We start from the raw sequence: 26116 nt of genomic DNA on the forward strand, positions 1-26116 counted from the left end.
GTGCAGCGCGGTGGAGGCAGCGGTGGAGCCGGCCGCGGGGCCGGGGGTGGACTCGGAAGTGGGTTCTGTCATGGTGCCGTGGGTCATGGTGCGGCGCTTCCCCCGCGCAGGTGACGCTCGACCAGATCCGCGAACCGCTCGGCCGCGCCGGGCTGCGAGCGTTTCAGGGCCGCCGCGCGCATCGCGATCCGGGTGCCTGCCGCCGCACACTCTAACACCGCGCTGCCCAGCGCCTCCCCGACGCTGGCCTGCTCCACCACGCGCCCCGCGCCGGCGCGCTGCACCGTCATGGCGTTGTGCCACTGGTGGTTCTCGGCGGATTCCGGCAGCGGCACCATCACCAGCGGCACGCCGTGGTAGGCCGCTTCCGCCAGGGTGCCGGTGCCGCCGCGCGTGATCGCCAGGTCGGCGGCGCTCCACGCGGCCACGGCGTCCACGTAGCCGCTCACGTGGTACCAGTCCACTTCGCGCACGCGCGGCGCCACGTCGTTCAGCCAACGCCGGCCGGTCGCGTGCAGCACCTGCACGCCCGCGCCCAGGTCCGGCGTCCGTTCGCCCGGCGTGTGCCCGAAATCCAGGTCGATGCGCGGCGTCATCACGCCCAGCGCGTGGTCCACCAGGCCCTCGCCGCCGAAGATGTTGCGCAGCGTGTCCGGCACGGCGTTGTTCAGGAACAGCGAGCCCTGCGACCCGCCCATCACCAGAATGGTGAGCGGGCCGTCCTGCAGGCCCAGCCGCGACAGCGCCTCGGTGCGGCCCAGGCGTTCTTCTCGCACCGGCATGCCCACCAGCGTGGCCTTGCGCGGGTCCAGGCCCACCACCTCCGGATACGCGGTGCCCACCGCCCGCGCGCCGCGCACCGCCAGCCGCTGGGTCAGGCCCAGGCGCGCGTTCTGCTCGTGCAGCACGGTCGGGATGCCCAGGGCCTGCGCGGCCAGCACGCCCGGCAGGCTGGCGAAGCCGCCGAAGCCCACCACCCCGCCGGGCCGCAGCCGCGCCAGCAGCGCGCGGGCCTGGAACACACCCGCGCCCGCGCGCAGCAACTCGCGCGGGTCGGCGCGGCCCTGCCCGCTGCGCGCGAGCTTGCCGGCCTCCACGCCCTGGAAGGCCAGCCCCTGTTCGGCCGCCACGCGCTCCTCCATGCCGCCGCGCTGTCCCAGCAGCAGCGTGTCGTGTCCCCGCGCCATCAGCGCCCGCGCGGTCGCCACCGCCGGGTAGATGTGCCCGCCCGTTCCCCCCGTTGCCAACACGACCAGAGTCATCGCCGGGAAGTGTAGAGCCTCCGGGGTGGGCGGCGTCGCCGCGTGCGCTGCCCCCGGTTCGGGGAGGGAGGCCCAAACGTGAGGGGAAGCCCCGGAGCGCGGCTCCAGAGCTTCCCCGACGCGGCGACGCTCAGTCGAACAGATCGCCCAGCGCGCGGCCCACGCCGCCCCCGTGGCTGCTGCTCTCGCCGCCCAGGCCCTGCTCGAACTCCTCGTAGGGCTGCACGACCACGAAGCCGTCGCCCTGGAAGACCATCTGGTACGTCTCGCCGCCGCCGCGGCCGAAGATCGAGCGCAGGCTCTGGTCCATGCGCAGCTGTGGCTGGAGGTTGCCGCTCCACGCGATGGTCGCGTTGGGGTCCGTGAAGATCGGCTCGTTGTGCGTGACCCGCAGCGTCAGCGGCTTGCCGTGCGACAGGATGGCGACCAGGCCGTTGCCGGACACGCGGACGCTGAACAGGCCCCCGGCGGCGTAGCCCGCGATGCGGCGCATCATGGTGATGTCGTACTGCACGCTGTCCTCGAAGGCCAGCAGGTCGTTGCCGTTCACGTTGATGGTGTCGCCGGCCAGACGCAGGATCTGGATTTCCTTGCCCTGGTCCGCGAGGTACACCACGCCCCGGCCCTCGATCTTGGCCAGCGGGCTCATCTCCTGGCTGACCGCGCGTTTGAGGGCCTTCATCAGGCCGCCTTCCAGGGCGCCCTCGCGCTTGAAGTTGAGGTTGCCCTTGTAGGCGATCATGGCGCCCAGCTTGCTCCACACGCGGCCGTTGACCTTGACCTCCAGCATCTTGCTGGATTCCAGCTCGAAGACGTCGCCCGGCTGGTCGCGCTCAGCGGTCTGGGCCACGAAGTCGCGAAGGGAGTACGTGCCGTCACTTCCAGGGTGCATGTTCGTCATACGGGCCACAGTACGACGGCCGGGGTGGGAAAGTTCCGGCGGTCTGCGGCCCGCCGCGCAGGGGCGTAGACAACGGGACATCCTTATCTTGACTAAACCACTCGGATTACTGAAAAATGCGCGACCATGAAGACCCTCCTTCTGCTGTCCGCCGCGCTCGCTGCCAGTTCGGTCTCCGCCCAGACCCTGACCATCACGCACGACGAGGGCAGGGCGACCGTGCCGACCAACCCCAAGCGCATCGTCGTGATGGACGAGGAATCGCTCGGCTGGATCGCCGCGCTGGGCCTGAGTGACCGCGTCGTGGGGCTGGGCAGCGCGTACCTGACGCCCAGCGACGTGGAGGGCACGGCCATCAAGCCGAATGTGCTGAGAGACGGCTTCTTCGGCCGCGCCAAGCTGGGCAACCCCGCGTACGTCGGAGACTGGCAGAAGCCCAACCTGGAGGTCATCACGTCGCTGAGGCCCGACCTCATCGTGCGGCTGACGTGGGACGGCAACCAGAACTACGACAACCTGAGCAAGATCGCGCCCACGGTGGGCTACAAGGAGGGCGGCGCCGGCTTCTGGCAAAAGGGCCTGCGCGACCTGGCCCGCGTGTTCGGCAAGCAGGTGCAGGCCGAACAGGTCATCAAGGCCGTCGCGGACACCAACCGCGCCAACGGCCGCAAGCTGCTGGACGCCGGCATCTTCCGCAAGTACCCCAAGGTGATCGTGGTCGCGCCCTTCGCGGGCGGGCAGAACTGGGTCTACACCGCCACCCGCCTGATCCCGGACCTGAGGGCCCTGGGCTTCAAGGACGGCTACAGCGCCAGCAAGACCACCCTGGGCGTGGGCGCGCAGATCAGCGACGAGGCGCTGCTGGGCCTGGACAAGCAGACGCTGGTGGTGCTGTTCCCCCCCGGCGGCAAGTACAACGGCGTGGACGCCTTCCTGAAGACGCCCATCGGCCAGCGCCTGAGCGCCCAGAGCGTCGTGTACGTTCCCGAGGACTTCAGCGCGTACACCGGCCCGCTGGTCAGCGTCCGCAACAGCACCGACCTGACGCGGATCATCCTCGAGAAGATGAAGTGAGCACCCGCCTTGACCGCCGCTGACCGCCCGGCCCGCCTGCCGCTGTGCGCCGACGTCTCGCGCGCGCTGGGCGAGGACCCCATCGGCACCGCGCCGCACTGGCAGGAGGTGACGGTGCTGGAGCTGGACGTGCCGGTATGGGCGCACGTGCGCGACGTGGCGAACTGGACACCGGAGCACCACCAGCTGTTCGAGCGCCTGCGCGGCAAGGTCGAGGCCAGCGGCGCCGGCTTCGGCCTGCTGATGAGCGCTCCCGGCGGGCGCGGGCAGCCCCTGCGCGTCCGGCACTACACGCTGGGCGCGGGCGGCTACACGCGGCGCGACTACGCCAGCGCCCTGCCGCAGAGCGAGTGGGCGCGCGGCCTGACCGACACGCTGCTCGAACCACAGCATCTGAGCGCGTGGGAGCAGCAGCCGGTGCCGCCCGGCCCGGACGTGCACGTGTGTACGCACGGCACGGTGGACGCCGCGTGTGGACGCTACGGCGTGCCGGTGTGCCAGCATCTGGACTCGGTGGGGGAGCGCGCGTGGCGCACCGGCCATTTCGGCGGGCACCGCTTCGCCGCGACCGCTGTGGAACTGCCCAGCGGCCTGCTGTGGGCGCATCTGACGCCGGAGTTGGCCGTGCAGGTCGTCCGCCGAGAGGTGCCGCCCGCCGCCGTCGCCCGGCACCTGCGCGGCTTCAGCGGTCTGGCCCCGCTGGCGCAGGTCGTGGACCGCGAACTGCTGATCCGGCACGGCTGGGCGTGGCTGGACGCCCACCGCTGGGCCGAGGTGGACGGTCAGGACGTCACGCTGCACCACGAGTGGCGCGGCGAACGCAGCGTGGTGCGCGCCACCGTCACGCACGACCTGCTCAGCGTGCCCGGCTCCAGCCACAAGGCCGAGTGGTCGGACGTCCGGCAGTACCGCGTACAGTGGACGGCCTGACATGACGCGCCGTACCGGATTTCACCCTTCATGGCGCTGAGCCGCCCCTCCACCCTGACCCGCGCCGTGTGGCTGCCCATCTGCGCGGCGCTGCTGCTGCTCGCGGCCCTGGCATCCCTGGCGCTGGGCGCGAGCGACCTGCCGCTGGACCGGCTGCCACGCCTGCTGCTGCACCCCGACGACAGCACCGAGAGTCTGGTGATCCACACGCTGCGGCTGCCGCGCACGCTGGTCGCCGCGCTGGCCGGGGCGGGGCTGGGCGTGTCGGGGCTGCTCCTGCAGGCGGTCACGCGCAACCCGCTGGCCGACCCCGGCATCCTGGGGGTGGAGGCGGGCGGCGGCCTGGGCATTCTGGTGATGGTCGTGTTCCTGCCGGCCGCGCCCGCGTGGCTGTTCGTGCCGGCCGCCTTCCTGGGCGGCACGCTGGCGGCGCTGGTCGCGTACGGCGTCGCGCGCTCGGTCGGCGTCACGCCGCTGCGGCTGGCGCTGGCGGGCGTGGCGGTCGCGTCGCTTGCCGGAGCGGCCAGCCGCGCCATCCAGATCCTGTGGGAAACGCGCGCGCAGGGGGCGCTGTCGTCCCTCGCGGGCAGCGTCGCCGGACGCACCTGGGCGGACGCGGGTCAGGTCGCGCCGTGGGTGCTGGGCGGCCTGCTGCTCGCGCTGCTCTTCACGCCGCGCGTGAACGTCCTGGCGCTGGGCGAGGACGTGGCGCGCGGCCTGGGCGCCCGCACCGAGCGCGACTCCGCGATCATCACGGGTCTGGGTGTGCTGCTCGCCGCCGCGTCGGTCAGCGTGGTCGGCCCCATCGGCTTTGTCGGGCTGATCGTGCCGCACGCCGCGCGCACCCTGGTCGGGCCGGACCACCGCCTCGGCCTGCCGGTGGCCGCCCTGCTGGGCGCGGCCTTCCTGGTGACCGCCGACGTCGCCGCCCGCCTTGTCGACCGACCTGCCGAGACGCCCGTCGGGATTCTCGTCGCCGCCGTCGGCGCCCCCTTCTTCGTGCTGATCGCCCGCCGCCGGGCGAAGTGAGCCCGCCCGCATTCCCACCCGCACTCTGTGTTCCGTCAAGGATGTCCCCATGAATACAATCCTCAGCCTGTCCGCCCTCGCCGCCGTCTCGGTGGCCGCCGCCGCTGCCGTCAGCGTGAAGCACGACCTCGGCACCCTGACGCTGCCCGCGCCTGCCAAGCGCGTGGTGGCGCTGGAATACTCGTTTCTGGACACACTGGTCGCGCTGGGTGTCACGCCGGTCGGCGGCGCGCTCGGTACCCAGGGCGGCGACCGGGGCGCGCCGCCGTACCTCGCGCCGCGCGTCAAGGGCGTCCCGGCCACGGGCAGCCGTGCCCAGCCCAGCCTGGAGGCCATCGCCGCCGCCCGGCCCGACGTGATCCTGGCGGACACCCTCGTGCACAAGGACCTGCTGCCGCAGTTCGCGAAACTCGCCCCGACGGCCGTGTTCCCCAGCCGCCGGAGCACCGTCGATGAGCTGAATGCCCAGACCCTCGCCATCGGGCAGCTCGTGGGCCGTGAAGCCGCCGCCCGCCGGCTGCTGGCGGACCAGGCGTCGCTGAACGCCAAGGCGCGGGCCTTCACCAAGCGCGGCGCGCCGGCCTTCGTCGCGGCGGTCGTCACGCCCCGCACCCTGACCGTCCACACCGACGGGAGCTTTGTCGGCAGCTACCTGGAGACGCTGGGCCGCAAGAACGCCCTGACGGTGAAGGACACGCAGACGCAGTACGAGATCTCGCTGGAGGGCCTGGTCGCCCTGCAACCGCAGACACTGGTGCTGTTCACGGCCCCCGACGAGAAGCCGATCACCGACACGTGGCGCACCAACCCCCTGTGGCAGAAGCTGCCGGCCGTGGCACGTGGGCGCGTGTACGTCTTTGACCGTGACGACTGGACGCGCGGGCGCGGGCCCATCGCCCTGAAGCTGATGGTGAAGGAAGCCATCGACAGCCGCCTGCTCCAGGACGGCGCGCCGCCCGCGCCGTACCGCTACTGAACCGGAGGGTCCGCCGTCCCATGATCCCGCCCGGCCCCCCGCCCCGCTTCACCACCGCCCGCGCCGTCACCCTCGGTGGAGTGCTGGCCGCCGCGACGCTGGCCCTCGCCGTGCTGGCCCTGGGCCTGGGCGCGGTCAAGACCCCGGCGGGCGAGGTCGTGCAGGTCATCCTCGGCCACGGGGACGCCCTGACGCGGCAGCTCGTGCTCGACCTGCGGGCGCCGCGCATCGTGGTGGCCGTGCTGGCCGGCGCGATGTTCGCCGCGTCCGGCGCGATGATGCAGGGCGTCATCCGCAATCCGCTGGCGTCGCCGGACCTCATTGGGGTCGGGGCGGGCGCGGGGCTGGCCGCCACCCTCTACCTGCTCGCGTGGCCCGGCTCGCCGCCCGGCGGCCTGCCGTGGGCGGCGCTGGTCGGCGCGTGGGCGGGCTTCGGGCTGGTGCTGGTGCTGGCGCGCGAGTGGAGCGGGCAGCGCGTGAACACCCTGCACCCGGTGCGGCTCGCGCTGGTCGGCGTGGCGGTGGCCGCCGCGCTGGGGGCCGTGCAGCAACTGGTGCTGGTGCGCGCGCCTGACGGCCTGGGCGCCGCCCTGACCTTCCTGGCGGGCAGCGTGTACGGCGCCGACGCTGCTCGCGCCGCCCGACTGCTGCCGTGGGCGCTGGTGCTGCTGCCCGCCGCGCTGCTCCTGGCGCGCACGCTGGACGTCCTGAACCTCGGGGAAGACCTCGCCACGAGTCTCGGCACCCGCGTGAACGCCGCGCGGCTGCTGTCCCTGACGGTCGCCGTCGCGCTCGCGGGCGCGGCCGTGACGGGCGCGGGCATCCTGGGTTTCGTGGGCCTGCTCGCGCCGCATGTCGCGCGGCTGCTGGTGGGTGGGCGGCACGCGCGGCTGCTGCCCGTCAGCATGCTGCTGGGCGCGCTGCTGGTCCTTGCCGCCGACACGCTGGGCCGCGCGCTGCTGCCCCCGCTGGAAGTGCCGGCGGGCCTGTTCACCACCCTGGTCGGCGCGCCATACTTCCTCTCGCTGCTGCGGCGCAGCGCCTGACCGCGCCGTGATGAAGGGCTCCATGACCGATCCCCACCCGACCAGCCCTGCTCCGCTCGCCACCACCGGCCTCAAGCTGGGGTACGGCCAGAGCGTCGTCATTCCGGACCTCGACCTGCGCGTGAGCGGGGGCAAGGTCACCAGCATCATCGGCCCCAACGGCTGCGGCAAGAGCACGCTGCTGCGCGCCCTGGCCCGCCTGCTGCCCACCAGCGGCGGCCACATCGAGCTGTACGGCCAGGCCCTGCATGCCCTGCCCAGCCGCGAGGTGGCCCGCCGCCTGGCCATCCTGCCGCAGGGCCCGACCGCGCCCGAGGGCCTGAGCGTCGAGGACCTCGTGTGGTTCGGCCGCCACCCGCACCAGGGCCGCTTCCCGGTGCGCCGCGAGGAGGACCGCGAGGCGGTGCACTGGGCGCTCGACCAGACGGGCATGCGCGTCTTTGCCGGCCGCCCGCTGGAGGCCCTCAGCGGCGGGCAGCGCCAGCGCGCGTGGATCGCCATGAGCCTCGCCCAGCAGACTGACATCCTGCTGCTGGACGAGCCCACCACGTACCTCGACCTGTCGCACCAGCTCGAGGTGCTCCAGCTCGCCCAGCGCCTCAATCAGGAGCAGGGCAAGACCGTCGTGATGGTGCTGCACGACCTCAACCAGGCCGTGCGCTACTCCGACGAGATCATCGCCATGCAAGGCGGCCAGGTGTACGCCCAGGGGCCGGCCGAGGGCATCCTCACGCACGACCTGCTGCGCGACGTGTTCCACCTGCGGGGCCACATCCTGCCGGACCCCGATACCGGCAAACCGCACGTGATTCCCTACGCGTTGACGAGGTAGGCGGGACTGGACCCGGGTGGAGTCCCGCCCTCGGCGCTGCGTCAGCCCTCGACCAGCTGTCCCAGGCGCGCGAGCACTTCGTGGATGTTCTCCAGGCTGGTCGCGTAGCTCAGGCGCACCTGGCCGGGCGCGGCGAAGTCGGTGCCGGGCACCACGGCCACGCGGGCCTCGTCGAGAATCCGGCGGGCGGCTTCCAGCTCGTCCGGGTGGACGCGATCCGTGTTCGCCATCACGTAGAACGCGCCGTGCGGGGTGGGCGTGGGCAGGCCCAGGGCGTTCAGACCCGCCACGATCACGTCCCGCCGCTCGTGGTACGCGCTCCTTGCCATCTCGATGAAGCGGGCCGTCTCCTCGTGCTGCTCCAGCGCGGCCAGGGCGGCGTACTGGCTGACGCTGCTGGCGTTGCTGGTGCTCTGCGACTGGATGGCGTTCATGGCCGCGATCACGGCCTTCGGGCCGCCCGCGTAGCCGATGCGCCACCCGGTCATGGCGTAGGCCTTGCTCGCCCCGTTTACCGTCAGCGTGTGCTCCGGCGCGAAGGTGCCGATGCTGACCTGCTCGGCGCCGTACACGAGGTGCTCGTACATCTCGTCCGTCACGATCATCAGGCCACGTCGCTGGGCGATGGCGGCCACGGCTGCCAGCACGTCCTGCGGGAACACCGCGCCCGTGGGGTTGCCGGGGCTGTTCAGCACGATCATGCGGGTGCGCGGCGTGACCAGCGCCTCCAGCACGTCCGGATCGAGCTGGAAGCCAGACTCCGGTGTGGTCGGCACGGCCACCGGCACGGCGCCCGTCAGCGCCACCATCTCCGGGTAGCTCACCCAGTACGGGGCCGGAATCAGCACCTCGTCGCCGGGGTTCAGCAGCGCGAAGAATGCGTTGAACAGCGCCTGCTTGCCACCGCTGGTGACCGTCACGGCGTCCGGGGCGTGGTGCAGGCCGTTCTCGCGGGCGAACTTCGCGCTGATTGCCTCGCGCAGCTCCGGAATGCCGCTCACTGCCGTGTACTTGGTCCTGCCGTGCTCGATGGCCGCGATGCCGGCGGCCTTCACGTGCGGCGGCGTGTCGAAATCCGGTTCGCCCACGCTCATCGAGATCACGTCAATGCCCTGGCGCTGGAGTTCCAGCGCGCGGCTGGACACCGCGACCGTCGAGGAGGGCTTGAGGCTCAGGGATTTCTGGGACAGGCGAAAGGGGCCGCTCATACCCAGGAGGGTACAGGCGGCCCGGCGGGAGGAGGGCGGGGAGGGTTAGAAGCGGTAGGTGACGCCGAGGCTCGCGCTGGGCACAACCAGCCCGCCGTTATTGGTCGTCGAGAAGGCGTAGCGAAGTCTGCCTTCCGTGAACCAGCCCCAGTTCCCGTTCCCGAACGATCCACGAACACCGCCCACACCGCCGACCAGGATCAGCGCGCCGGCGATCGTTCCCACGCTCGGGCCGCCGTACAGATTCAGGCCACCGTTGCTCCCTGACACCAGTACGTCGGCTTCCAGCAGCGGGAAAGGGCCGCCATCGACCGGAATGACGCCCAGCCCGGCCGAACCACGCACGCCGAACTGAACACCCTGAAGCCGTCCCACGTCTGTACTCAACCCCAGCGTCACGGTAGGCGACAGGATGAATTCGCCACCCAACTGTGTGCCCACCCCGCCCCACACGGTCACGCCCTGGGCCAGGGCGGGAGAGAGGGTGGCGGCGATGGTGAAGGCCAGCGTTCGGAGCAGGGTCATCGGCTCCAGCGTACCAGGGCTCCACAGCGTCCGGAGCGCACATGCAGCGCCGGGAGCCGCTCACGGGCGGCTCCCGGCCAAGGCAGGGCGGCGGTCAGGTCAGCAGACCGATGCTGCGGGCGCGGCTGACGGCCTCGGTGCGGTCGCCGGCGTCGAGCTTGGCGTACAGGCGGGCGAGGTGGTCCTTGACGGTGTCGGGCGACACGCCCAGGTTCTTGGCGATCTCCTTGTTGGAGTAGCCCTGCGCCAGCAGGGGCAGCACCTCGGACTCGCGGGGCGTCAGGCGCGGCACGTTCACGTGCGGCAGGCGGTCGATCTCGGGGTTGGCGACGATGTCGCGCAGCTGTCTCGCCAGGCTCTCGGGGTCGGTTTCCTTGCTGACGTAGCCGCGCGCTCCGGCGGCGCGGGCCGCCTGCACGATGGCGGGTTCGGCGAAGGTGGTGATCAGCACCGACACGACGTGCGGGTTGCTCAGGCGCAGGCGTTCGCACACCTCGATGCCGGTCATGCCGGGCATCTTGACGTCCAGCAGGGCCGCGTCGGGCTGCAGGGTGCGGCAGGCGTCCAGCGCGGCCAGGCCGTCGGCGGCTTCGGCCACCACGTCGAAGCCCTGGTTGATCAGGGCGTACTTCAGGCCCATACGGAACAGCGGGTGATCGTCGGCGATTACGAGTCTCATGGGGTGACCTCCGGGAGGAGCAGGGTGAAGTGCGTGTGGACGGGCAGGGGGGCGTCGGCGGGTGGTCGGTCGGGATCGGGCGGCGTGTCCGGTGGAGCGCGGTCGTAGTGCAGGCCGCCGCCGTGGGCCTCGGCGATGCGGCGGGCGATGAACAGGCCCAGTCCGGCGGTGCCGGCGGTGTACTGCTGGCCGGCGATGGTGGTGGGCTGCGTGTTGAAGGGCTGCGCGAGTTCCGAGACCGGGACGCTCAGGCCGGGGCCGTCGTCGGACACGACCACGCCGCGCGGCGTGACGCTCAGGACGACCTCGCGGGTGGCGTAGCGCAGGGCGTTCTCGGTGAGGTTGATGACGGCCCGTTCGAGCACCCGGGCGTCCACGTCGGCTTCGCCGTGACCGGTCACGAGCAGACTCAGGCCGCGCTCCGTGACCTGCGGCTGCACGCGGCGGGCGACGTTGTCGAGCAGGGCGCGCAGGTCCGTGGGGTCCGGGTGGATCTGCACGTCCTCGCGCTCGAAGCGGTGGGCATCGGCCATCTGCTGCACCAGCGCGAGCAGGCGGGTCGTCTCGGCCTGGATCTGAACGCCGACCTCGCGTTTCTCGGCGTCCGGCAGGGGCAGTGTGGTCAGCACCTTGGTCAGGTGCCCGGTGGCGATCAGCGGGGTCTTGAGGTCGTGCACCAACGTGGCGATAAAGGCGTTGCGGCGCGTCTGCTCGACGCCCAGGCGGCCCAGCAGGTCCCCGAAGGCGGATCTCAGCGACAGGATCTCGGCGGGGTCGTCCGGGTGTGGCTGCGCGAAGTCGCCGCGTTCCACCTCGGACTGCAGCAGGCTCAGGGAGCGCAGCAGCGTGCCGCTGAGCAGGTAGCCCACGGCGGCGCACAACCCACCCACCACGACCATCCACCCAATCAAGCTGACGGCGGGCACGCTGGGCTGCGCCATGAAGGTCAGCACCACGTTGGGCAAGAAGGCCAGCATGAAGATCACCAGCGTGAACTGCGCGCGCAGCGTGGCCGGCCGCTTCCGCCGGGCGGCCGTGGTCGGCGCCTCGGTGGGCAGGGGAACGCTGCGCGCACTCATGGGTGCAGCGTACGGGGCGCCCTCTGACAGAACCCTCACGCCCTGCGGGACCGGCCGCGCTTTGTCAAGCCCCACCCCCGGCAGGGTAGATGATGTCGTGGAGCGCGAAAATGACCGCCAGACCAGCGGTGCGGGTGCGTGTGGCACGGTGCTGAGCGCGACCCCCGGTTCCGGCGTCCGCGCGGGCCGGGGAGGCGTGGGGTGGTTGCGGTCAGGTGGGGGTGGCGCGCAGCGTGACCAGCAGGCCCGCCAGGCGGCGTTCCAGGACGTCCACGGTGAAGCCGGCCTCCCGCAGCAGGCGGGGAGTCGGGCGGTTGGCATGACAGCCGACGACGTGCTCGAACAGTGGATCGATGCCGTCTGACAGCAGGCCGAGCCAGGCCTGCGGGGGCCGCACGTGTTCCAGGGCCAGCAGGTGTCCGCCGGGGCGCAGCACCCGCCGCACCTCGCCGAACAGGTGGGCCGGGTCGGGAATGCCGCACAGGCCCAGCGAGGACGTCACCGTGTCGAAGCTCGCCGCCTCGAAGGGCAGGGTCTGGTAGTCGTGCTGGACCAGCCGTACGGGAAACGGCAGGTTCGCTGTTCTGGCCTGCGCCCGCGCCAGCATTTCTCCGCTGATCTCCAGGGCGGTGAGGCTCCGCAGTGTGCCCGGATAGTGGGCGAAGGTCGCGCCGGTGCCCACCCCGAGTTCCAGGACGTCGCCGGACGCGTGCACGAACAGCGCGGCGCGCAGGGCGTCCAGCCGGCGCGAGGCCGTCCGGGCGTCATAGGTGGCTGCCTGGCGGTCGTACAGACGCTGCACGTGCCGGGCGCTCGCCATGTCTACCGTGCTCCCTACTCGTCGGTGCTCAGTACCGCCAGGAAGGCTTCCTGCGGCACCTCCACGGTCCCGATCTGCTTCATGCGGGCGCGGCCCTTCTTCTGCTTTTCCAGCAGCTTCTTCTTGCGGCTGATGTCGCCGCCGTAACACTTGGCGAGCACGTCCTTGCGGTAGGCCTTCACGGTGGCCCGCGCGATGATCTTGCCGCCGATCACGGCCTGCACCGGCACCGGGAACATCTGGCGGGGAATCACCTCGGCCATCTTGTCCACGATCTTGCGGCCCAGCGAGTAGGCCTTGTCCTCGTGCACGATCACGGCCAGGGCGTCCACCACGTCGCCCTGCACCATGATGTCCACCTTGCGCAGCTCGCCCTCGCGGTAGCCGATCTGCTCGTAGTCCATGCTGGCGTAGCCGCGGCTGATGGACTTGAGGCGGTCGTGGAAGTCGTACAGGATCTCCGCGAAGGGCACCTCGTACAGCAACTCCACGCGCTTGCCGAGGTAGTTCATGGTGATCATCGAGCCGCGGCGCTCCTGCAAGAGCTGCATGACCGGCCCCACGTAGTCCTCGGGCAGCATGATCGAGAGCTTGATATACGGCTCCTCGACGAGCTTGATGCGGTCGCGGGTGGGGAACTCGGCCGGGTTCTGCGTCTCGAAGATCTCGCCGTTGGTCAGCGTCACGCGGTACACCACGGCGGGCGCGGTGGCGATCAGGTCGAGGTCGTACTCGCGTTCCAGCCGCTCCTGGATGATCTCAGCGTGCAGCAGGCCCAGGAAGCCGCAGCGGAAGCCGAAGCCCAGCGCTTCACTGGTCTCAGGCTCGAAGGTGAAGGCCGCGTCGTTGAGCTTGAGCTTTTCCAGCGCGTCGCGCAGCTTGCGGTAGTCCTCGGTGTCGGTGGGGTACAGCCCCGAGAACACCACCGGCTGCGCGGGCTTGAAGCCGGGGAAGGGCTCGGCCGTGCGGCGCTCCCTGCCGGTCAGGGTGTCGCCCACCTGCGCGTCGTGGATGTCCTTGATGCCGGCCGCCACCCACCCGACCGCGCCCGCCGACAGTTCCTGCCCCACAACCAGCCCCGGCGAGAAAGTGCCGACCTTGTCCACCTCGAAGGTTCGGTCGGCGTTCATCAGCACGATCTGGTCCTTGGCCTGCACGGTGCCGTCCAGCACGCGCACGAACAGGATCACGCCCTGGTAGGCGTCGTAGAACGAGTCGAAGATCAGCGCCTTGAGCGGCGCGTCCGGGTCGCCCGGCGGTGGCGGAATGCGCTCCACGACCGCTTCCAGGATCTCGGGGATGCCAATCCCGGCCTTGCCGGACGCGAGCACAGCGTCGGACGCCGGAATCCCGATCACGTCCTCCAGTTCCTTCGCGGCGTTCTCGGGGTCGGCGGCGGGCAGGTCGATCTTGTTGATGACCGGCACGATCTCCAGGTTGTTGTCGATGGCGAGGTACGCGTTCACGATGGTCTGGGCCTCGACACCCTGCGAGGCGTCCACCAGCAGCAGCACGCCCTCGCACGCGGCGAGGCTGCGCGAGACCTCGTAATTGAAGTCCACGTGGCCCGGCGTGTCGATCAGGTTGAAGGTGTACTCCTCGCCGTTCTCCCGTGTGTACTGCAGGCGGATGGGTGTGGACTTGATGGTGATGCCGCGCTCGCGCTCGAGTTCCAGCGTGTCGAGCGTCTGGTCGCGCTTGTCGCGCTCGCCCATCGCGCCCAGCCGCTCGAGGATGCGGTCGGCCAGCGTGGACTTGCCGTGGTCCACGTGGGCGATGATGGAGAAGTTCCTGACATGGTCTGGCCGGTGGGTCACGCCCCGCAGTCTAACGGGCACCCGCCGGGCAGGGCGGATGCCGCTGACGTTTGCCCCGGCAGGCCACCCGGCGGATGTCCGCCGCCGGGCGAGCCGTCTACGCTGGCGGCATGACCCGCTCGCTGGCCTACTTCACCGACGTCGCCCTGCGCCGCCACGAGGGCAGCGTCACCACCCGCGAGGGCGACGTGACGGTGGTCCGCTCGCCGCAGAACCCCACGTTCTGGTGGGGCAACTTCCTGCTGATGCCGGCGCCGCCCGTGCCCGGCGACCTGGCGCGCTGGGAGGCGCTGTTCGCCCGCCACCACCCGGGCGCCGCGCACCGCGCGTTCGGCGTGGACACGGGCGGCGCCGACGCGGGCGACGCGGCGCCCTTCGTGGACGCTGGCTATCACGTGCTGCGCGATACCGTCCTCACGGCGGAGCGCACCCATCCGCCCCGGCGCGTGACCACCGACGCCACGTTCCGCCCGCTGCTCTCCGACGCGGACTGGGCCGGCGCCCTGACCCTCCGGATGGCCGTGAACGCCGCCGACCCGGACGGCCACGAGGAGAGCGGGTACGCCGAGTTCTCCCGCCGCAAGCTCGCGTCGTACCGCCGGGCGCAGGAAGCCGGTCACGGCGCGTACTTCGGCGCCTTCGACGACGGCGCGGTGCTGTCGGGCCTGGGCATCTTCGATGCAGGCGAGGGCGTGGCCCGCTACCAGAGCGTCGAGACGCATCCGGACGCGCGCTCGCGGGGGCTGGCGGGCACGCTGGTGCACACGGCCGGCGGGTGGGCGCGCGAGCATCTGGGCGCCCGCACGCTGGTGATCGTGGCGGACCCTGAGTACCACGCGCAGGCGCTGTACGAGCGCGTGGGCTTCACGCCGACCGAGGTGCAGCTCGGATTCCAGAAGCGCCCAGCCACGGACTAGACGCGCCGGAGGGCCTCGTGCGGTTCCGGCGGGAGGACCACGCGGAGGTCGTCGCCGGGCCGCACCTCGCCGCCCGTCACGACCACCGCCATGATGCCGGCCCGCAGCACCGGCTGACCGGCGTCGTCCACGCCCAGCACGGCCCGCAGCAGGCCCGGCCGGAAGGCGTCGATCTGCGCGCAGGGATTGCGCAGGCCCGTGACCTCGACCACCGCGTGCGCCCCCAGGTGCAGCCGGGTGCCGCGCGGCACCGCCAGCAGGTCGATGCCGCGCGTGGTCACGTTCTCGCCCAGATCGGCGGGCGCGACCGCGAAGCCCTGCGCGGCCACCTCGTCCAGCAGTTCCGCGTGGATCAGGTGGAGTTGCCGCAGGTTCGGCTGCGTGGGGTCGGCCCGCACGCGCGAGCGGTGCTGCACGGTCACGCCCGCGTGCGCGTCGCCCTCCACGCCCAGGCCGGCCAGCAGGCGGATCGCGGGCCGGGGCTGCTTGGAAAAGCGGTGCGTGCCGTCCGAGGCCACACCGATCACGGTCGCGCTCATGCGGTCTCCTCCTGTCCAGGCGACGTGGCGAAGAGGGGAGAGGGCGGGTCCAGCCGCGCCCGGATCGGTGCGAACGACCGGCGGTGCACGGCGCTCACGCCCTGGGCGTCCAGCGCCGCGCGGTGCGCCGGGGCACCGTAGCCCTTGTGCGCCGCGAGGCCGTAGCCGGGGTGCGCCGCGTCCAGCTCCAGCATGATCCGGTCGCGTTCGGTCTTGGCGAGCACGCTGGCCGCCGCCACGCTGTAACTCAGGGCGTCGGCCTTCGGCGGAGCGCTGATCGGGACGTCCACGCGCAGCTTCAGGTAGTCCGTGACCAGCGCCTGCGGCCGGGGCTCCAGCCGGGCCAGCGCCCGCAGCGCCGCCGCGTGCGTCGCGCCCAGGATGTTTTTCTCGTCGATCTCGTCCGGCCACGCGTGCTCGACCGCCCACGCGAGCGCCACCCGCCTCACCTCGGCCGCGACGTCCTCCCGCTGCGCCGCCGTGAGCTGCTTGCTGTCCCGGAAGGGGTATTCCAGCGCGGTGCCCGGCAGGATCACCGCCGCGACGGTCACCGGCCCGGCCCACGCGCCGCGGCCCGCCTCGTCCACGCCTGCCACGCGGAAATACCCCCGGCGCCAGTGCTCGCGCTCAAAGGCCCAGTCGGGCGTGACGGCGGGCCGGGTCATGGAGTGACGGTAGCAGAGGCGAGGCCGCCGTGCGCGACGGAGCGGCGCAAAGTAAGCCCCGCCTTACAGCGGGGCGGTGGAACTGGCATCACTCGGCCAGCTGGATTGTGAGACACCCGCAGTATGGGGGGCCGACGTGCGCCCTCCGTGTGAAACGATTTAGATGGTATTGATGGAACGCCGGCCGGGTGATCCCGGCGGTGCCGGCGTGGCCCGGGGCGCGGTGTGATAGACGGTGGGGCATGACGTCCGGGCGCCGCCAGAAGATCAAGCTCACCCGTCCTCCCGCCGCGCGGCGCGGCGCCGACGCGGCGCCGGCCACGGCGGAGCGCTACGCCGAGGTGCGGCCCGCGCAGCTGCCCCCGCACCTGGACGGCCTGCACGCCCTGACCAAGCCGGGCGTGCGCGGCTTTCCCGGCCTGGACGACGCGCAGGCGCTGCTGGCGCAGGTCATGCGCAAGGACCGCGTGCGCGGCGACGTTCTGGACCTCACGGCCATGGGCGGCGTGCTGGGCAGCCTGGCGGGCGTGACCCTGCGGGCGGTGGATGGCTCGGCCGCGGCGCTCACGGCGCTGACGGCGGCCGGCCTGGAGCCGCTGGCGGCCGTGCCGGGCGACGCCCTGACGGACCGCTGGCCGGAGCGGGCGCGGACCGTGGTGCTGGTGCTGGCCGGCGACCGGGGCAACGCCTACGCGCAGGCGCAGGTTGCGTGGGCGCACGCGAACACCCCGCCCGGCGGCACGCTGTACGTCGCGGGCGACCGCGACAAGGGCTTTGACCGCTACGTGCGCGCGGCGGGCGCGGCCTTCGGCACGGGCGAGACCGTGGCCCGCGACGGCGGCATGCGCGTGGCGAAGCTGGTGCGCCGGCCCGGTCCCACACCGCCGTACCCCGAGCCCGAGACCTACGAGACGCACGGCGTGACCGTGGTGGGCCGGCCCGGCGTGTTCAGCGCGGCGAGACTGGACAGGGCGAGCGCGCTGCTGCTGGACACCCTCGACAGCCTGGACGTGAACGGTCGCCGCGTGCTGGACCTGGGCTGCGGGGCGGGCGTGATCGGCGCGTGGGCCGCCCGGCGCGGCGCGCACGCGACGCTGGTGGACGCGGACCTCCAGAGTGTGCGCAGCGCCCAGGCCACGCTAACCGCCAGCGGCGTGGACGGCGAGGTGATCCACTCGGACGTGGACGCCGCTCTGGAGGGGCGCACCTTCGACGTGATCCTCACCAACCCGCCCTTTCACGTGGGACGCGGCGTGGTGCTGGACGTGGCGCGCGAGTTCATCGCGGCGGCCGCCCGGCGCCTGACGCCCGGCGGAACCGTGGTGGTGGTCGCCAACGATCCCCTGCCGTACGAGGCGGCGCTCCAGGCGCTGGGGCCGGTCACGGAACTCGCGCGGGCCGGGGGCTTCAAGGTGCTCCAGGCCACGCGGCGCTGAGGCCCGGCGGCGTCCGGGAACTCCGGGCCGCTGTTCCTCGTATCTTTCTGATCCCCCGGACGGCCCCCGAGTGCCCCGCGCACTGTGCGCCCTATCCGGGCGGAGAGGAGCGCGTTTGCTACACTGACGCGTTCCGGTGCCCGGCGTGTCCCACCGCCGGACGAGACCGCTCCACCACACGCAGTTCATGCCCGACCCAGGAGGCCGCATGGCAGAATCCACGAAACCCCGCTCCAAAGTCGCGGCCACCCCCACGGGCACGGTCGCGGCGGCCGCGTCCGGCGCGAGCAAGAGCGCACCGACGACCGCCACGAAACCCGCCACCAAGGCCGCCGGCGTGACCAGCCGCACCCGTCCGGCCGGCGAGCCGACCGCGAAGGCCAAGGCCGCGCCGAAGCCGGCCGCGAAACCCGCCAAGGCGAAGGCCGACGCAGCAGACGGCGCCGCCGCGCCCGAGGCGCCTGCCAAGGCCCCCCGGGCCGCCGCGAAGCCCGCCAAGGCCGCCGCGCCCGCCCGGGGCGGCGTGGCCGAGAAGCCGTACTACGCGCACCCCAGCATCCAGGACCTGCTCAAGAGCGGGAAGGCCGCCGGCTCACTCGCCAGCGAGGACATTGCCACGGCGCTCGCCACGGCGCTGGAAGCGAACGGTCTGGACCCGGAGAGCCCCGACGCTTTCGAGGACATGCAGCTGTACCTCGCCGCCCAGAACATCGAGGTGCAGGACCTCGATGAGGACGACGAGGAGGACGACGCCGACCTCGACGCCGACAGCCCGGTGCCCACGGCCGCCGCGCAGGAGGACGACGAGGAGAAGTACTTCGACGACATGCCCCGCGCGGTCAGCAACGACCCCGTGCGGCAGTACCTCCACGAGATCGGCCGCGTGCCGCTGCTGACGCTTGAAGAGGAGATCGCGCTGGCGCGCCGCATCGAGGAGGGCGAGGAAGCCCGCAAGGTGCTGGAAGAAGACCTCGACATGGACGACCGCGGGCGCCGGCGCCTGATGCGCCAGACCGAGGACGGCGCCGCCGCCCGCCAGGGCCTGATCGAGGCGAACCTGCGTCTGGTGGTCAGCATCGCCAAGAAGTACACCGGGCGCGGTCTGGGCTTTCTGGACCTGATCCAGGAGGGCAACCAGGGCCTGATCCGCGCGGTGGAGAAGTTCGAGTACCGCCGCCGCTACAAGTTCAGCACCTACGCCACGTGGTGGATCCGGCAGGCCATCAACCGCGCGATCGCCGACCAGGCACGCACCATCCGCATTCCGGTGCACATGGTCGAGACGATCAACAAGCTGACCCGCACCGCGCGGCAGCTCCAGCAGGAACTGTCCCGCGAACCCACCTATGAGGAGATCGCCGAGGCGATGGGCCCCGGCTGGGACGCCACCAAGGTCGAGGAAGTGCAGAAGGTCAGCCAGGAGCCGGTGTCGCTGGAAACACCCATCGGCGACGAGAAGGACTCGTTCTACGGCGACTTCATCCCCGACGAGAACCTCGACTCGCCGGTGGACAACGCCGCCAAGACGCTGCTCAGTGAGGAGCTGGAAAAGGCCCTGTCGAAGCTCACCGAGCGCGAGGCGATGGTCCTGAAGTTCCGCAAGGGGCTGGTGGACGGCCGAGAGCACACCCTGGAAGAGGTCGGGCAGCGCTTCAACGTGACCCGTGAACGCATCCGCCAGATCGAGAACAAGGCGCTGCGCAAGCTCAAGTACCACGAGAGTCGCACCCGCAAGCTCCGCGACTTCCTCGACTGATCGTCACCCGACACCGCCCCGCGCGTTCCAGCCGGGGCGGTGTTCGTGTGGCACACCCCCGAACGCTCACGGGTCCGCCGCCGTATCCTGACCGGCATGACCCCGCCCGGAGCCCTCCCGTGACCGTCCCGGCGGTCCGGGCCGGCCCCGAGACGCCGGACACCGCGGGCTGGCGCGCCTACGGACTGGCCCTGCTGCCCCTGTCGCTCGCGGGGCTGCTGCCGCCGGCGCAGGTGGCGCTGCTGTGCGGCGTGTACGCGCTGGGCGTGCGCTGGCCCGAGTGGGTCCAGGGCCGGCTGCTGCTGGGCGTGTTGGCCGTCGCGGGGGGCGCGCTGCTGGCCGCGCCGGGCGCGCTGTCCGGCCCCTCTGAGGGCGTGATCCGCCTGGCAACGTCCACGCTGCTGGGGCTGCTGGCGGTCTCGCTGCTGCACGTGGGCGCCAGCCGGCTGGAGTCCGGGCACCGCTCGGGGCTGCTGGCGCCGCTGGGGCTGGGGCTGCTCGCGCCGCAGGCGCTGCTGCTCCCCGCCCTGGTGGGCGGCGCGCTCGCCCGCCGGGCCGACGACGACCGCCCGGCCGCGTGGCACGTCGCGCCGGGGCCGGCCGCGTGGCGGTGGCCGCTGGCGGTCGCCGTGGTCCTGACCGCCGTGCTGGCGCTGCTCCCACGCGGGCCGTCGCTGTGGGACACGCTGGTGCGGCCAGGCGCGACGGCGCTCGCGGGCGGCCCGGCCCGGCCCCAGGACCCGCTCCCGCCGTCCCCCGAGCGTCCGCCCACCACCCTGAAAACCGGCGTGACCGGCCCGCCCATCCTCCTGACGCTGAACCGGCCGGTCCTGCCGCTGGAACTCATCCTGATCGCGGGCGTAGTGCTGGGCGCGTCGATCCTGTGGCGCGCCCGGCCGCGTGCCGGCGGCGTGCCCCCCACGCTGGTCGAGCGGCTGATGGCGCTGGGCCTGATCGTGGGCGGAGTGGTGGGCCTCGCGTCGGCCGTGCTGCTGTCCCGGTCGCCGGACGGCGGGGGGGCTGGATCTGCGGCGCGCTCCAGCGAGGAGATGACGGGCGGCCTGCTGACCCGCGCACCCTCCTTCGACGCGCCGGTCCGGACCTTCGATTTCAGCGGCGTGGTGAACGTCGCGGTGGCGCTGAGTGTGCTGCTGCTCGCGGGCCTGACCCTGGCCGCGTTCCTGGCACGCCGGGCCGAGCCCGACCCGGAGCCGCTGGGCCTCGACCACCCGGACGACGACGTGCCCGCCACGCCCGGCGTGCCCGCGCCGCCGCTGCACCGCGTGCGCCGGGCGTGGCGCGCGGCGGAGGCGGCGCTGGACGCCACCGGCCGCCCCCGGCTGCCCGCCGAGTCGCCGCTGGCGTACGCGGCCCGCCTCGGCCGGGACACGCCGCTGCTGAGCGCGCCGCTGGCCGCCCTGGCGCGCGTGTACGCCCCCGTGCGCTACGGTGCGCAGGTCACGGACGCGGGCGCCGGCACCGCCGAACGCGCCCTGACGGAACTGCGCGTGATGATTCCCACCCTGCCCCCACCCCGCCCCCCGGACGCCAGAGGACACCCATGACCACTCCCCGCCCCGAACCGGGCCGCCCGGCCCCGCCCTTCGCCGCCCGCGTGCTGGACAACGTTGCCCGTGTGCTGGTCGGCAAGGAGGACGTGACCCGGCTGTGCCTGGCCGGCGTGCTGGCCGGCGGCCACCTGCTGCTCGAGGACGCGCCCGGGACCGGCAAGACCATGCTGGCCCGCGCGCTGGCGCGCAGCCTGGGCCTGGACTTCGCGCGCGTGCAGTTCACGCCGGACCTGCTGCCCAGCGACGTGACCGGTGTCAGCGTGTACCGGCCCGCCACGGGCGAGTTCGAGTTCGTGCCCGGCCCGATCTTCACCGGCGTGCTGCTGGCCGACGAGATCAACCGCGCCACGCCGCGCACGCAGTCCGCGCTGCTGGAGGCGATGGGCGAGGGGCAGGTCACGGAGTCCGGCGTGACCCGCACCCTGCGCGCGCCGTTCGTGGTAATCGCCACCCAGAACCCCATCGAGCACGAGGGCACGTACCGCCTGCCCGAGGCGCAGCTCGACCGCTTTCTGCTGCGGACCAGCGTGGGCTACCCCACCCCCGAGGAGGAGGTGCGGATGCTCGCGCGGCTGCGCGCGGCCCACCCGATCACCACCCTGGAGGCGGTCGCCACGCCCGCCGAGCTGCTGGACGCCCAGGACCACGTGCGGGACGTGCACGTCGCCAGCGACCTGCAGTGGTATGTGTCGTCGCTGTGCGCCCGCACGCGCCGGCACCCGATGGTGGTGCTGGGCGCCGGGCCGCGCGCCAGCCTAGCCCTGCAGGGCGTCGCGCAGGCGCTGGCGTGGCTGGACGGCCGGACCTTCGTCACGCCGGACGACGTGCAGCTCGCCGCGCCGGCCGTGCTCGCGCACCGCCTGACCCTCAAGATCGAGGCGCGACTCCAGGGCACCCCGCCGGAAACCGTGGTGACCGAGGTGCTGCGCGCCGTGCCGGTGCCGGTCGAGGACGGCGTGGCCGCCGGCACCCCCGGCCCGGCCGGTCCGTGAGCGCGCTGCTGGTCTGGCTGGTCGTCATTGCCCTTCTGACCGCGCTGCTGTGGCTGGCGTACAGCGTGCCGCCCGCCGTGACCCTCAGCCGCGACCTGCCGGACCGCGCGTTCCAGGGGACCCGCACGCCGCTGGGCGTGCGGGTCGAGCTGCACAGCCGGCTGCCGCTGCGCTTCGCGCTGGACGACCCCACGCCGCGCGCGGTCGTGCCGGACGTGCCTGTCACGCTGGTCGGCGCGGGCATGGGCACGGTCGCCGTGGACTTCCACACGACCCTGGACCTGAACCGCCGGGGCGTGCACGCGTGGCCCGGCGCCACGCTGCGCTGGGCCGATCCGCTGGGCCTGTTCTGGCGCGCCGTGCCGGTGCCGGCCCCGCAGGGCCTGCTGGTGTACCCCGGCACGCACGGCCTGGTGCTGCCGGAACTGCTGCGGCCCCTGCTCAGCGAGGGCGGCCTGAGCCGCCGCCTGGGCCTGGACGATCCCCTCAGCCTGCGCGGCGTGCGCGAGTATGTCAGCGGCGATCCGCCGGGCCGGGTGCACTGGAGACTCAGCGCCCGCACGGGCACCCTGACTGTGCGCGACCCCGAGCGGACCGCCGCGAGTTCCGTGGCCATCTACGTGGACACCGGCGCGGGCACCGACGTGTACCTGGAGAGCGCCGTGCGCCTCGCCGCGAGCCTGGTGCAGGAAGCGCTCGGCCTGACGCTGCCGGTGTCGGTCGCGTTGCCCGGGAGCGCGTCTCCGGCCGGCACCACCGGCGAGGCGGTGCAGGGCGCGCTGCGGCTCCTGGCGCGCGCCGCCCTGAATCCCGGCGATCCGGCCGTTCCGCCCACCCGCACCGGCGGCAACCTCTTCATCCTGACCGCCCGGCCCCGCCCCGCTCTGATCGAGCAGGCGATGCGGGCACGGGCGCACGCGAGCCGCGTGGTGATCGTCGCGCTGCCCGAGGGCTTCTACCTGGAGCCTGGCGAGACGCCCCGGCGCCAGTGGTCGGGGCTGCCGGACGTGGTGCGCGACCTGGAGCGCCAGGCGGGGGCGCTGGCCGGGGCGGGCATCCTGGTGTACATCCTGCGCGGCAACCAGAGTGTCCTGAAACTGGGCGCGTGAGTGACATGAAGGAAGCGCCCGCAGACGCGTCGGGAAGCCCCTGGTACCGTGAACCCATGACCCACGACGATGACAAGCGCCCCGCGGCCGATCAGGTCAGCAACGTCGATCTGCAGTTCATGGGCCGCACCGACCAGCAGGGAGAACTCGACGCGACGGTCGAGGCCGAGAGCAAGGCGCCCGGCGAGTTCCAGCAGCGCGGCCTGGACAAGCAGGACGAGGCTGTCGTGGAGACGATGGACGCCAGCGATCCGCCCAGCACGAACATGGGGCAGGACGAGAACCGCTAGCCCGCGCGGGTGACGTCTCGGCCGGCCCGTCCCTCGGTGGCGAGCCGGCCGATCTCTGCCGCGATGACGGGCAGCGCGCCGGCCGGCCCGATCCGCTCCAGACCGGCGCGCGCGGCGCGCGCCCGCCGCCGGGCGTCCGTGAGGAGCGCGTGGACGTGATGCGCCACCGCGGCCGGATCGGCGGCCGTGAGCGTCAGGGCCGCGCCCAGCAGGCGCCCCTGGCGACGCGCGAAGCCCGGCGTGAACTGCGGGCCGCTGGTCGGGAAGGCCACGACCGGCACGCCCAGCCCGGCGAGCTGCTCGTTCGCGGTTCCCGCCGTGCCGACCGCCACGTCCGCCGCGCGGGCGACCGCGCCGAAGGCGCCGCGCAGCAGCCATACGCGCGCTCCATCGCCGTGCGCGCTCGCGGCCACGTTGTCGATCACGTTCAGGTTCCAGTCGCCGGGCAGCGTCACGCGGTCCCACGCGTGAGGCCACGCGACCAGCGCTTGCACGTCCGGCAGCCGGGCCGCCGCGCGCAGCATGACCGGCAGGCTGTCCTGGTGGTCGCCGCGCGAGCCCGGCAGCAGCGCCATCACCGGGCGGCCGTCCAGTTCGGGCAGCGGCCGTTCCGGGCGCGGCAGGACGTCCATCGCAAAGCTCCCGACGAAGCGCGCCGGTACGCTCCGCGCCGCGTAGTAGCGGGCGGTGTGGGCGTCGCGCACGAACACGGCGTCCGCGCGGCGGGCCAGCGCCAGCTCGTACTCCATGGGGCGGTTCGCGCCCAGGGCGTTCAGTTCCCGCAGCGCGCCCCGCACGCCCAGACCGTCCAGGTACTGGGCGCTCAGCAGCGGCTGCACGTGCACCAGCGCCGCGCCCGACCGCCGGGCGGCGAGGGTGCCCACCATCAGCGCGTAGGCGTCGCCCACCACGACGACCGCGCCCGCACCCCGCGCGCCGCGCACGGCGTCCGTCCACTGGCCCAGCGAGTCCCGGATCAGCCCGGCCCGCAGGTCGGCACTCAGGTTGGCCACGCTGCCGAAGGGAAAGCCGCCGCTGGGCAGCTCCAGCACGCGGCCCACACAGCGCGCCCCTGGCACGTCTGTATACGCCCGGCCGTCCCCGACCAGCGGCGAAAATCGCAGATCCCAGCTGTCCCCCAGCAGGCCTGCGAGCCGGGCGCCGATCAGGTCCTCGGCCGTGCCGTTCGAGATCAGCAGGGCGGCGGGCGCGGGCGGGCGGGCGGCACTCACGCGGGCAGCATAGCGGTCACGCCGCGCCGGCCGCATCCGTGGTAGGAATGAAGCCGGCAGGACCACGGACCATGAGCGACTTCGACGAACTCCAGGGCGTCATCCAGCGGCACGCCGAGCGGCGCCAGGCCGAGGTGCGCGCGTGCGAGACCTTTTTGCAGGCGCTGTACCACGCGCTGCGCAGCGCGAGCGGCCCTGGACTGCCGCTGAACAACGTCACGCTGGAATTCACGCCGGACCCCAGCGGACGCCTGCGGCCCACGCCGACCGGCGGTTTCCACGCCGCGTGGCTGCGGCTGGGCCTGTGCGAGGTGCTGGTGCGCGTCCGCCGCCTGGACGGCGCGTTCCAGGGCGAGTACGGCGAGGGCGGCGTGTTCCGGCTGGACAGCACCGGCGAGGACGACCTGCTGCGTCTGGCGCGGCGCATCCTGCGGGACGTGACCGCCACGTACGCCGGCGAGCACCACGACTCATCACTCAGCCGCCTGAACTGAGCGCGCCGCTCGGGCAGCGAACAGGGCCGCCGTTCCAGTGGGACGGCGGCCCTGCGGTGATGGTGGTCCCGGCGCGTCAGCCCTTGACGGCCCCGGCGGTCAGACCGGACACGATGTTGCGCTGGAACACCAGCACCAGGATGATCAGCGGCACCGTCACCACGATGCTCGCCGCCATGATCGGCCCCCACGGCTGGTCGTACTGCGACGCGCCGGAGTAGTTGGCGATCACGACCGGCACGGTGCGGTTGGAACTCGTGAAGGTCAGCGCGAACAGGTACTCGTTCCACGCGTTGATGAACGCCAGCAGACCGGTGGTGACCAGCGCCGGCATCATCACCGGGAACAGCACCAGGAACAGCGTCTGCAGCGGGCTCGCGCCGTCCACCAGCGCCGCCTCCTCCAGTTCACCCGGAATGTCGCGCACGAAGGAGGTCAGCACCCAGACCGTGAACGGAATGGTGAAGATCAGGTACGACACGATCAGGCCGACCGGGTTGTTGAACACGCCGGCCGCGCGGATGAGCGTGAACAGCCCGCCCAGCACCGCGATCTGCGGGAACACGCTGACGGCCAGGATGATGTACATCACGACCTGCTTGCCCGCGAAGCGGAAGCGGCCCAGCGCGTAGGCCGCGAACGACCCGAAGATGATGCTGATCGCCACGGCGCCGACCGCCGCGATCACGCTGAACAGCAGGCCGCGCTGGAAGGCCGGGTTGTTGAACACCTGCGCGTAGTTCTCGAGCGTCTTGGGCGACACCAGGAACGCGCCGGGCGTCAGGAACAGGTTCCCGGCCTTGCTGAAGGACGTGATGACCGCCCACACGAAGGGGAACAGCAGGTACACGGTGATGGCGATCACCAGCACGTAGAACGCGGTGCGCTGGAGGTAGTACAGGGTGGGGTTGGTGCGCTGCAGGTTCATGTCGTCCTC

At 72.6% G+C, this 26116-nt stretch carries 26 protein-coding genes; 14 read left to right on the plus strand and 12 right to left on the minus strand.

What is annotated here, in order from left to right; all coding sequences use genetic code 11:
* Positions 1-83: 83 nt before the first annotated feature.
* Positions 84-1262: an undecaprenyldiphospho-muramoylpentapeptide beta-N-acetylglucosaminyltransferase gene (gene murG / locus HNQ07_RS00510; protein ID WP_184108788.1), complete on the minus strand. Its 1179-nt coding sequence runs from the start codon at positions 1260-1262 to the stop codon at positions 84-86.
* 130 nt (positions 1263-1392) lie between these two features.
* Positions 1393-2163: an AIM24 family protein gene (locus tag HNQ07_RS00515; protein ID WP_184108790.1), complete on the minus strand. Its 771-nt coding sequence runs from the start codon at positions 2161-2163 to the stop codon at positions 1393-1395.
* Positions 2164-2289: 126 nt separating this feature from the next.
* On the opposite strand from HNQ07_RS00515, the gene HNQ07_RS00520 reads away from it, so the two are divergent.
* Genes HNQ07_RS00520 through HNQ07_RS00545 form a run of 6 tightly spaced genes read left to right on the plus strand, consistent with a single transcriptional unit; the run spans position 2290 to position 8050 of the window.
* Positions 2290-3237, plus strand: coding sequence for an iron-siderophore ABC transporter substrate-binding protein (locus HNQ07_RS00520; RefSeq protein ID WP_184108792.1), 948 nt, complete (start codon positions 2290-2292; stop codon positions 3235-3237).
* A 9-nt stretch (positions 3238-3246) separates the two neighbouring features.
* Positions 3247-4167 carry a sucrase ferredoxin gene (locus HNQ07_RS00525; protein ID WP_184108794.1) on the plus strand — a complete coding sequence of 307 codons (921 nt, stop codon included), beginning with the start codon at positions 3247-3249 and terminating at the stop codon, positions 4165-4167.
* Between the two features lie 30 nt (positions 4168-4197).
* The gene (locus HNQ07_RS00530) at positions 4198-5196 is read left to right on the plus strand and encodes a FecCD family ABC transporter permease (protein ID WP_184108796.1); all 999 of its coding nucleotides are present in this window, start codon (positions 4198-4200) and stop codon (positions 5194-5196) included.
* A gap of 49 nt (positions 5197-5245) precedes the next feature.
* A complete protein-coding gene (locus tag HNQ07_RS00535) occupies positions 5246-6172 on the plus strand; it encodes an ABC transporter substrate-binding protein (RefSeq protein WP_184108798.1) in 927 nt (308 codons plus the stop codon).
* Between the two features lie 20 nt (positions 6173-6192).
* Positions 6193-7218, plus strand: coding sequence for a FecCD family ABC transporter permease (locus HNQ07_RS00540; protein WP_184108800.1), 1026 nt, complete (start codon positions 6193-6195; stop codon positions 7216-7218).
* Positions 7219-7240: 22 nt separating this feature from the next.
* Positions 7241-8050 (plus strand): ABC transporter ATP-binding protein, encoded by an 810-nt coding sequence (locus tag HNQ07_RS00545; RefSeq protein ID WP_184108802.1) that lies wholly within the window; start codon positions 7241-7243, stop codon positions 8048-8050.
* 41 nt (positions 8051-8091) lie between these two features.
* Here HNQ07_RS00545 and HNQ07_RS00550 read toward each other — a convergent pair whose 3' ends face one another.
* The 6 genes from HNQ07_RS00550 to lepA form a co-directional block, all read right to left on the minus strand.
* Positions 8092-9258, minus strand: coding sequence for a pyridoxal phosphate-dependent aminotransferase (locus HNQ07_RS00550; protein ID WP_184108804.1), 1167 nt, complete (start codon positions 9256-9258; stop codon positions 8092-8094).
* A gap of 45 nt (positions 9259-9303) precedes the next feature.
* Complete coding sequence (locus tag HNQ07_RS00555) at positions 9304-9783, minus strand: hypothetical protein (RefSeq protein ID WP_184108806.1); 480 nt, start codon at positions 9781-9783, stop codon at positions 9304-9306.
* Positions 9784-9877: 94 nt separating this feature from the next.
* A complete protein-coding gene (locus HNQ07_RS00560) occupies positions 9878-10462 on the minus strand; it encodes a response regulator transcription factor (RefSeq protein ID WP_184108808.1) in 585 nt (194 codons plus the stop codon).
* Positions 10459-11541 carry a sensor histidine kinase gene (locus tag HNQ07_RS00565; protein ID WP_184108810.1) on the minus strand — a complete coding sequence of 361 codons (1083 nt, stop codon included), beginning with the start codon at positions 11539-11541 and terminating at the stop codon, positions 10459-10461. The genes HNQ07_RS00560 and HNQ07_RS00565 overlap by 4 nt, the downstream gene beginning before the upstream one ends.
* Before the next feature lie 211 nt (positions 11542-11752).
* A complete protein-coding gene (locus HNQ07_RS00570; protein ID WP_184108812.1) occupies positions 11753-12361 on the minus strand; it encodes a class I SAM-dependent methyltransferase in 609 nt (202 codons plus the stop codon).
* A gap of 14 nt (positions 12362-12375) precedes the next feature.
* Positions 12376-14187 carry a translation elongation factor 4 gene (gene lepA / locus HNQ07_RS00575; RefSeq protein WP_184109796.1) on the minus strand — a complete coding sequence of 604 codons (1812 nt, stop codon included), beginning with the start codon at positions 14185-14187 and terminating at the stop codon, positions 12376-12378.
* 101 nt (positions 14188-14288) lie between these two features.
* Here lepA and HNQ07_RS00580 point away from each other — a divergent pair, with 101 nt between their 5' ends.
* Entirely contained in the window at positions 14289-15095 is an 807-nt protein-coding gene (locus tag HNQ07_RS00580; protein ID WP_184108814.1) for a GNAT family N-acetyltransferase, read from the plus strand.
* On the opposite strand, the gene HNQ07_RS00585 is transcribed toward HNQ07_RS00580, so the two are convergent.
* On the minus strand, positions 15092-15634 hold the full coding sequence (locus tag HNQ07_RS00585; RefSeq protein ID WP_184108816.1) for an MOSC domain-containing protein: 543 nt from the start codon (positions 15632-15634) through the stop codon (positions 15092-15094). The two genes, HNQ07_RS00580 and HNQ07_RS00585, sit on opposite strands and share 4 nt — an antisense overlap.
* Positions 15631-16299, minus strand: a complete 669-nt coding sequence (gene rnhB / locus HNQ07_RS00590) for a ribonuclease HII (RefSeq protein ID WP_184108818.1) — start codon at positions 16297-16299, stop codon at positions 15631-15633. The genes HNQ07_RS00585 and rnhB overlap by 4 nt, the downstream gene beginning before the upstream one ends.
* 242 nt (positions 16300-16541) lie before the next feature.
* On the opposite strand from rnhB, the gene HNQ07_RS00595 reads away from it, so the two are divergent.
* The 6 genes from HNQ07_RS00595 to HNQ07_RS00620 all read left to right on the plus strand — a co-directional run bounded on the left by HNQ07_RS00595 (position 16542) and on the right by HNQ07_RS00620 (position 23453).
* The gene (locus HNQ07_RS00595) at positions 16542-17735 is read left to right on the plus strand and encodes a methyltransferase (protein WP_184108820.1); all 1194 of its coding nucleotides are present in this window, start codon (positions 16542-16544) and stop codon (positions 17733-17735) included.
* A 208-nt stretch (positions 17736-17943) separates the two neighbouring features.
* On the plus strand, positions 17944-19491 hold the full coding sequence (rpoD, locus tag HNQ07_RS00600) for an RNA polymerase sigma factor RpoD (protein WP_184108822.1): 1548 nt from the start codon (positions 17944-17946) through the stop codon (positions 19489-19491).
* Between the two features lie 119 nt (positions 19492-19610).
* Positions 19611-21056: a DUF4129 domain-containing protein gene (locus HNQ07_RS24325; RefSeq protein ID WP_184108824.1), complete on the plus strand. Its 1446-nt coding sequence runs from the start codon at positions 19611-19613 to the stop codon at positions 21054-21056.
* Positions 21053-22054, plus strand: a complete 1002-nt coding sequence (locus HNQ07_RS00610) for an AAA family ATPase (RefSeq protein WP_184108826.1) — start codon at positions 21053-21055, stop codon at positions 22052-22054. The genes HNQ07_RS24325 and HNQ07_RS00610 overlap by 4 nt, the downstream gene beginning before the upstream one ends.
* Entirely contained in the window at positions 22051-23163 is a 1113-nt protein-coding gene (locus tag HNQ07_RS00615; protein WP_184108827.1) for a DUF58 domain-containing protein, read from the plus strand. The genes HNQ07_RS00610 and HNQ07_RS00615 overlap by 4 nt, the downstream gene beginning before the upstream one ends.
* Positions 23164-23219: 56 nt before the next feature.
* Entirely contained in the window at positions 23220-23453 is a 234-nt protein-coding gene (locus HNQ07_RS00620) for an M-like protein (RefSeq protein WP_184108829.1), read from the plus strand.
* On the opposite strand, the gene HNQ07_RS00625 is transcribed toward HNQ07_RS00620, so the two are convergent.
* A complete protein-coding gene (locus HNQ07_RS00625) occupies positions 23450-24685 on the minus strand; it encodes a lipid-A-disaccharide synthase-related protein (RefSeq protein WP_229831809.1) in 1236 nt (411 codons plus the stop codon). The two genes, HNQ07_RS00620 and HNQ07_RS00625, sit on opposite strands and share 4 nt — an antisense overlap.
* A gap of 71 nt (positions 24686-24756) precedes the next feature.
* Between HNQ07_RS00625 and HNQ07_RS00630 the strand changes: the two genes are divergently transcribed.
* The gene (locus HNQ07_RS00630) at positions 24757-25179 is read left to right on the plus strand and encodes a hypothetical protein (RefSeq protein ID WP_184108833.1); all 423 of its coding nucleotides are present in this window, start codon (positions 24757-24759) and stop codon (positions 25177-25179) included.
* A gap of 76 nt (positions 25180-25255) precedes the next feature.
* On the opposite strand, the gene HNQ07_RS00635 is transcribed toward HNQ07_RS00630, so the two are convergent.
* Positions 25256-26107 carry a carbohydrate ABC transporter permease gene (locus tag HNQ07_RS00635; protein WP_184108835.1) on the minus strand — a complete coding sequence of 284 codons (852 nt, stop codon included), beginning with the start codon at positions 26105-26107 and terminating at the stop codon, positions 25256-25258.
* Positions 26108-26116 lie beyond the last annotated feature (9 nt).

It is taken from the genome of Deinococcus metalli, assembly GCF_014201805.1.
Lineage (GTDB): Bacteria > Deinococcota > Deinococci > Deinococcales > Deinococcaceae > Deinococcus > Deinococcus metalli.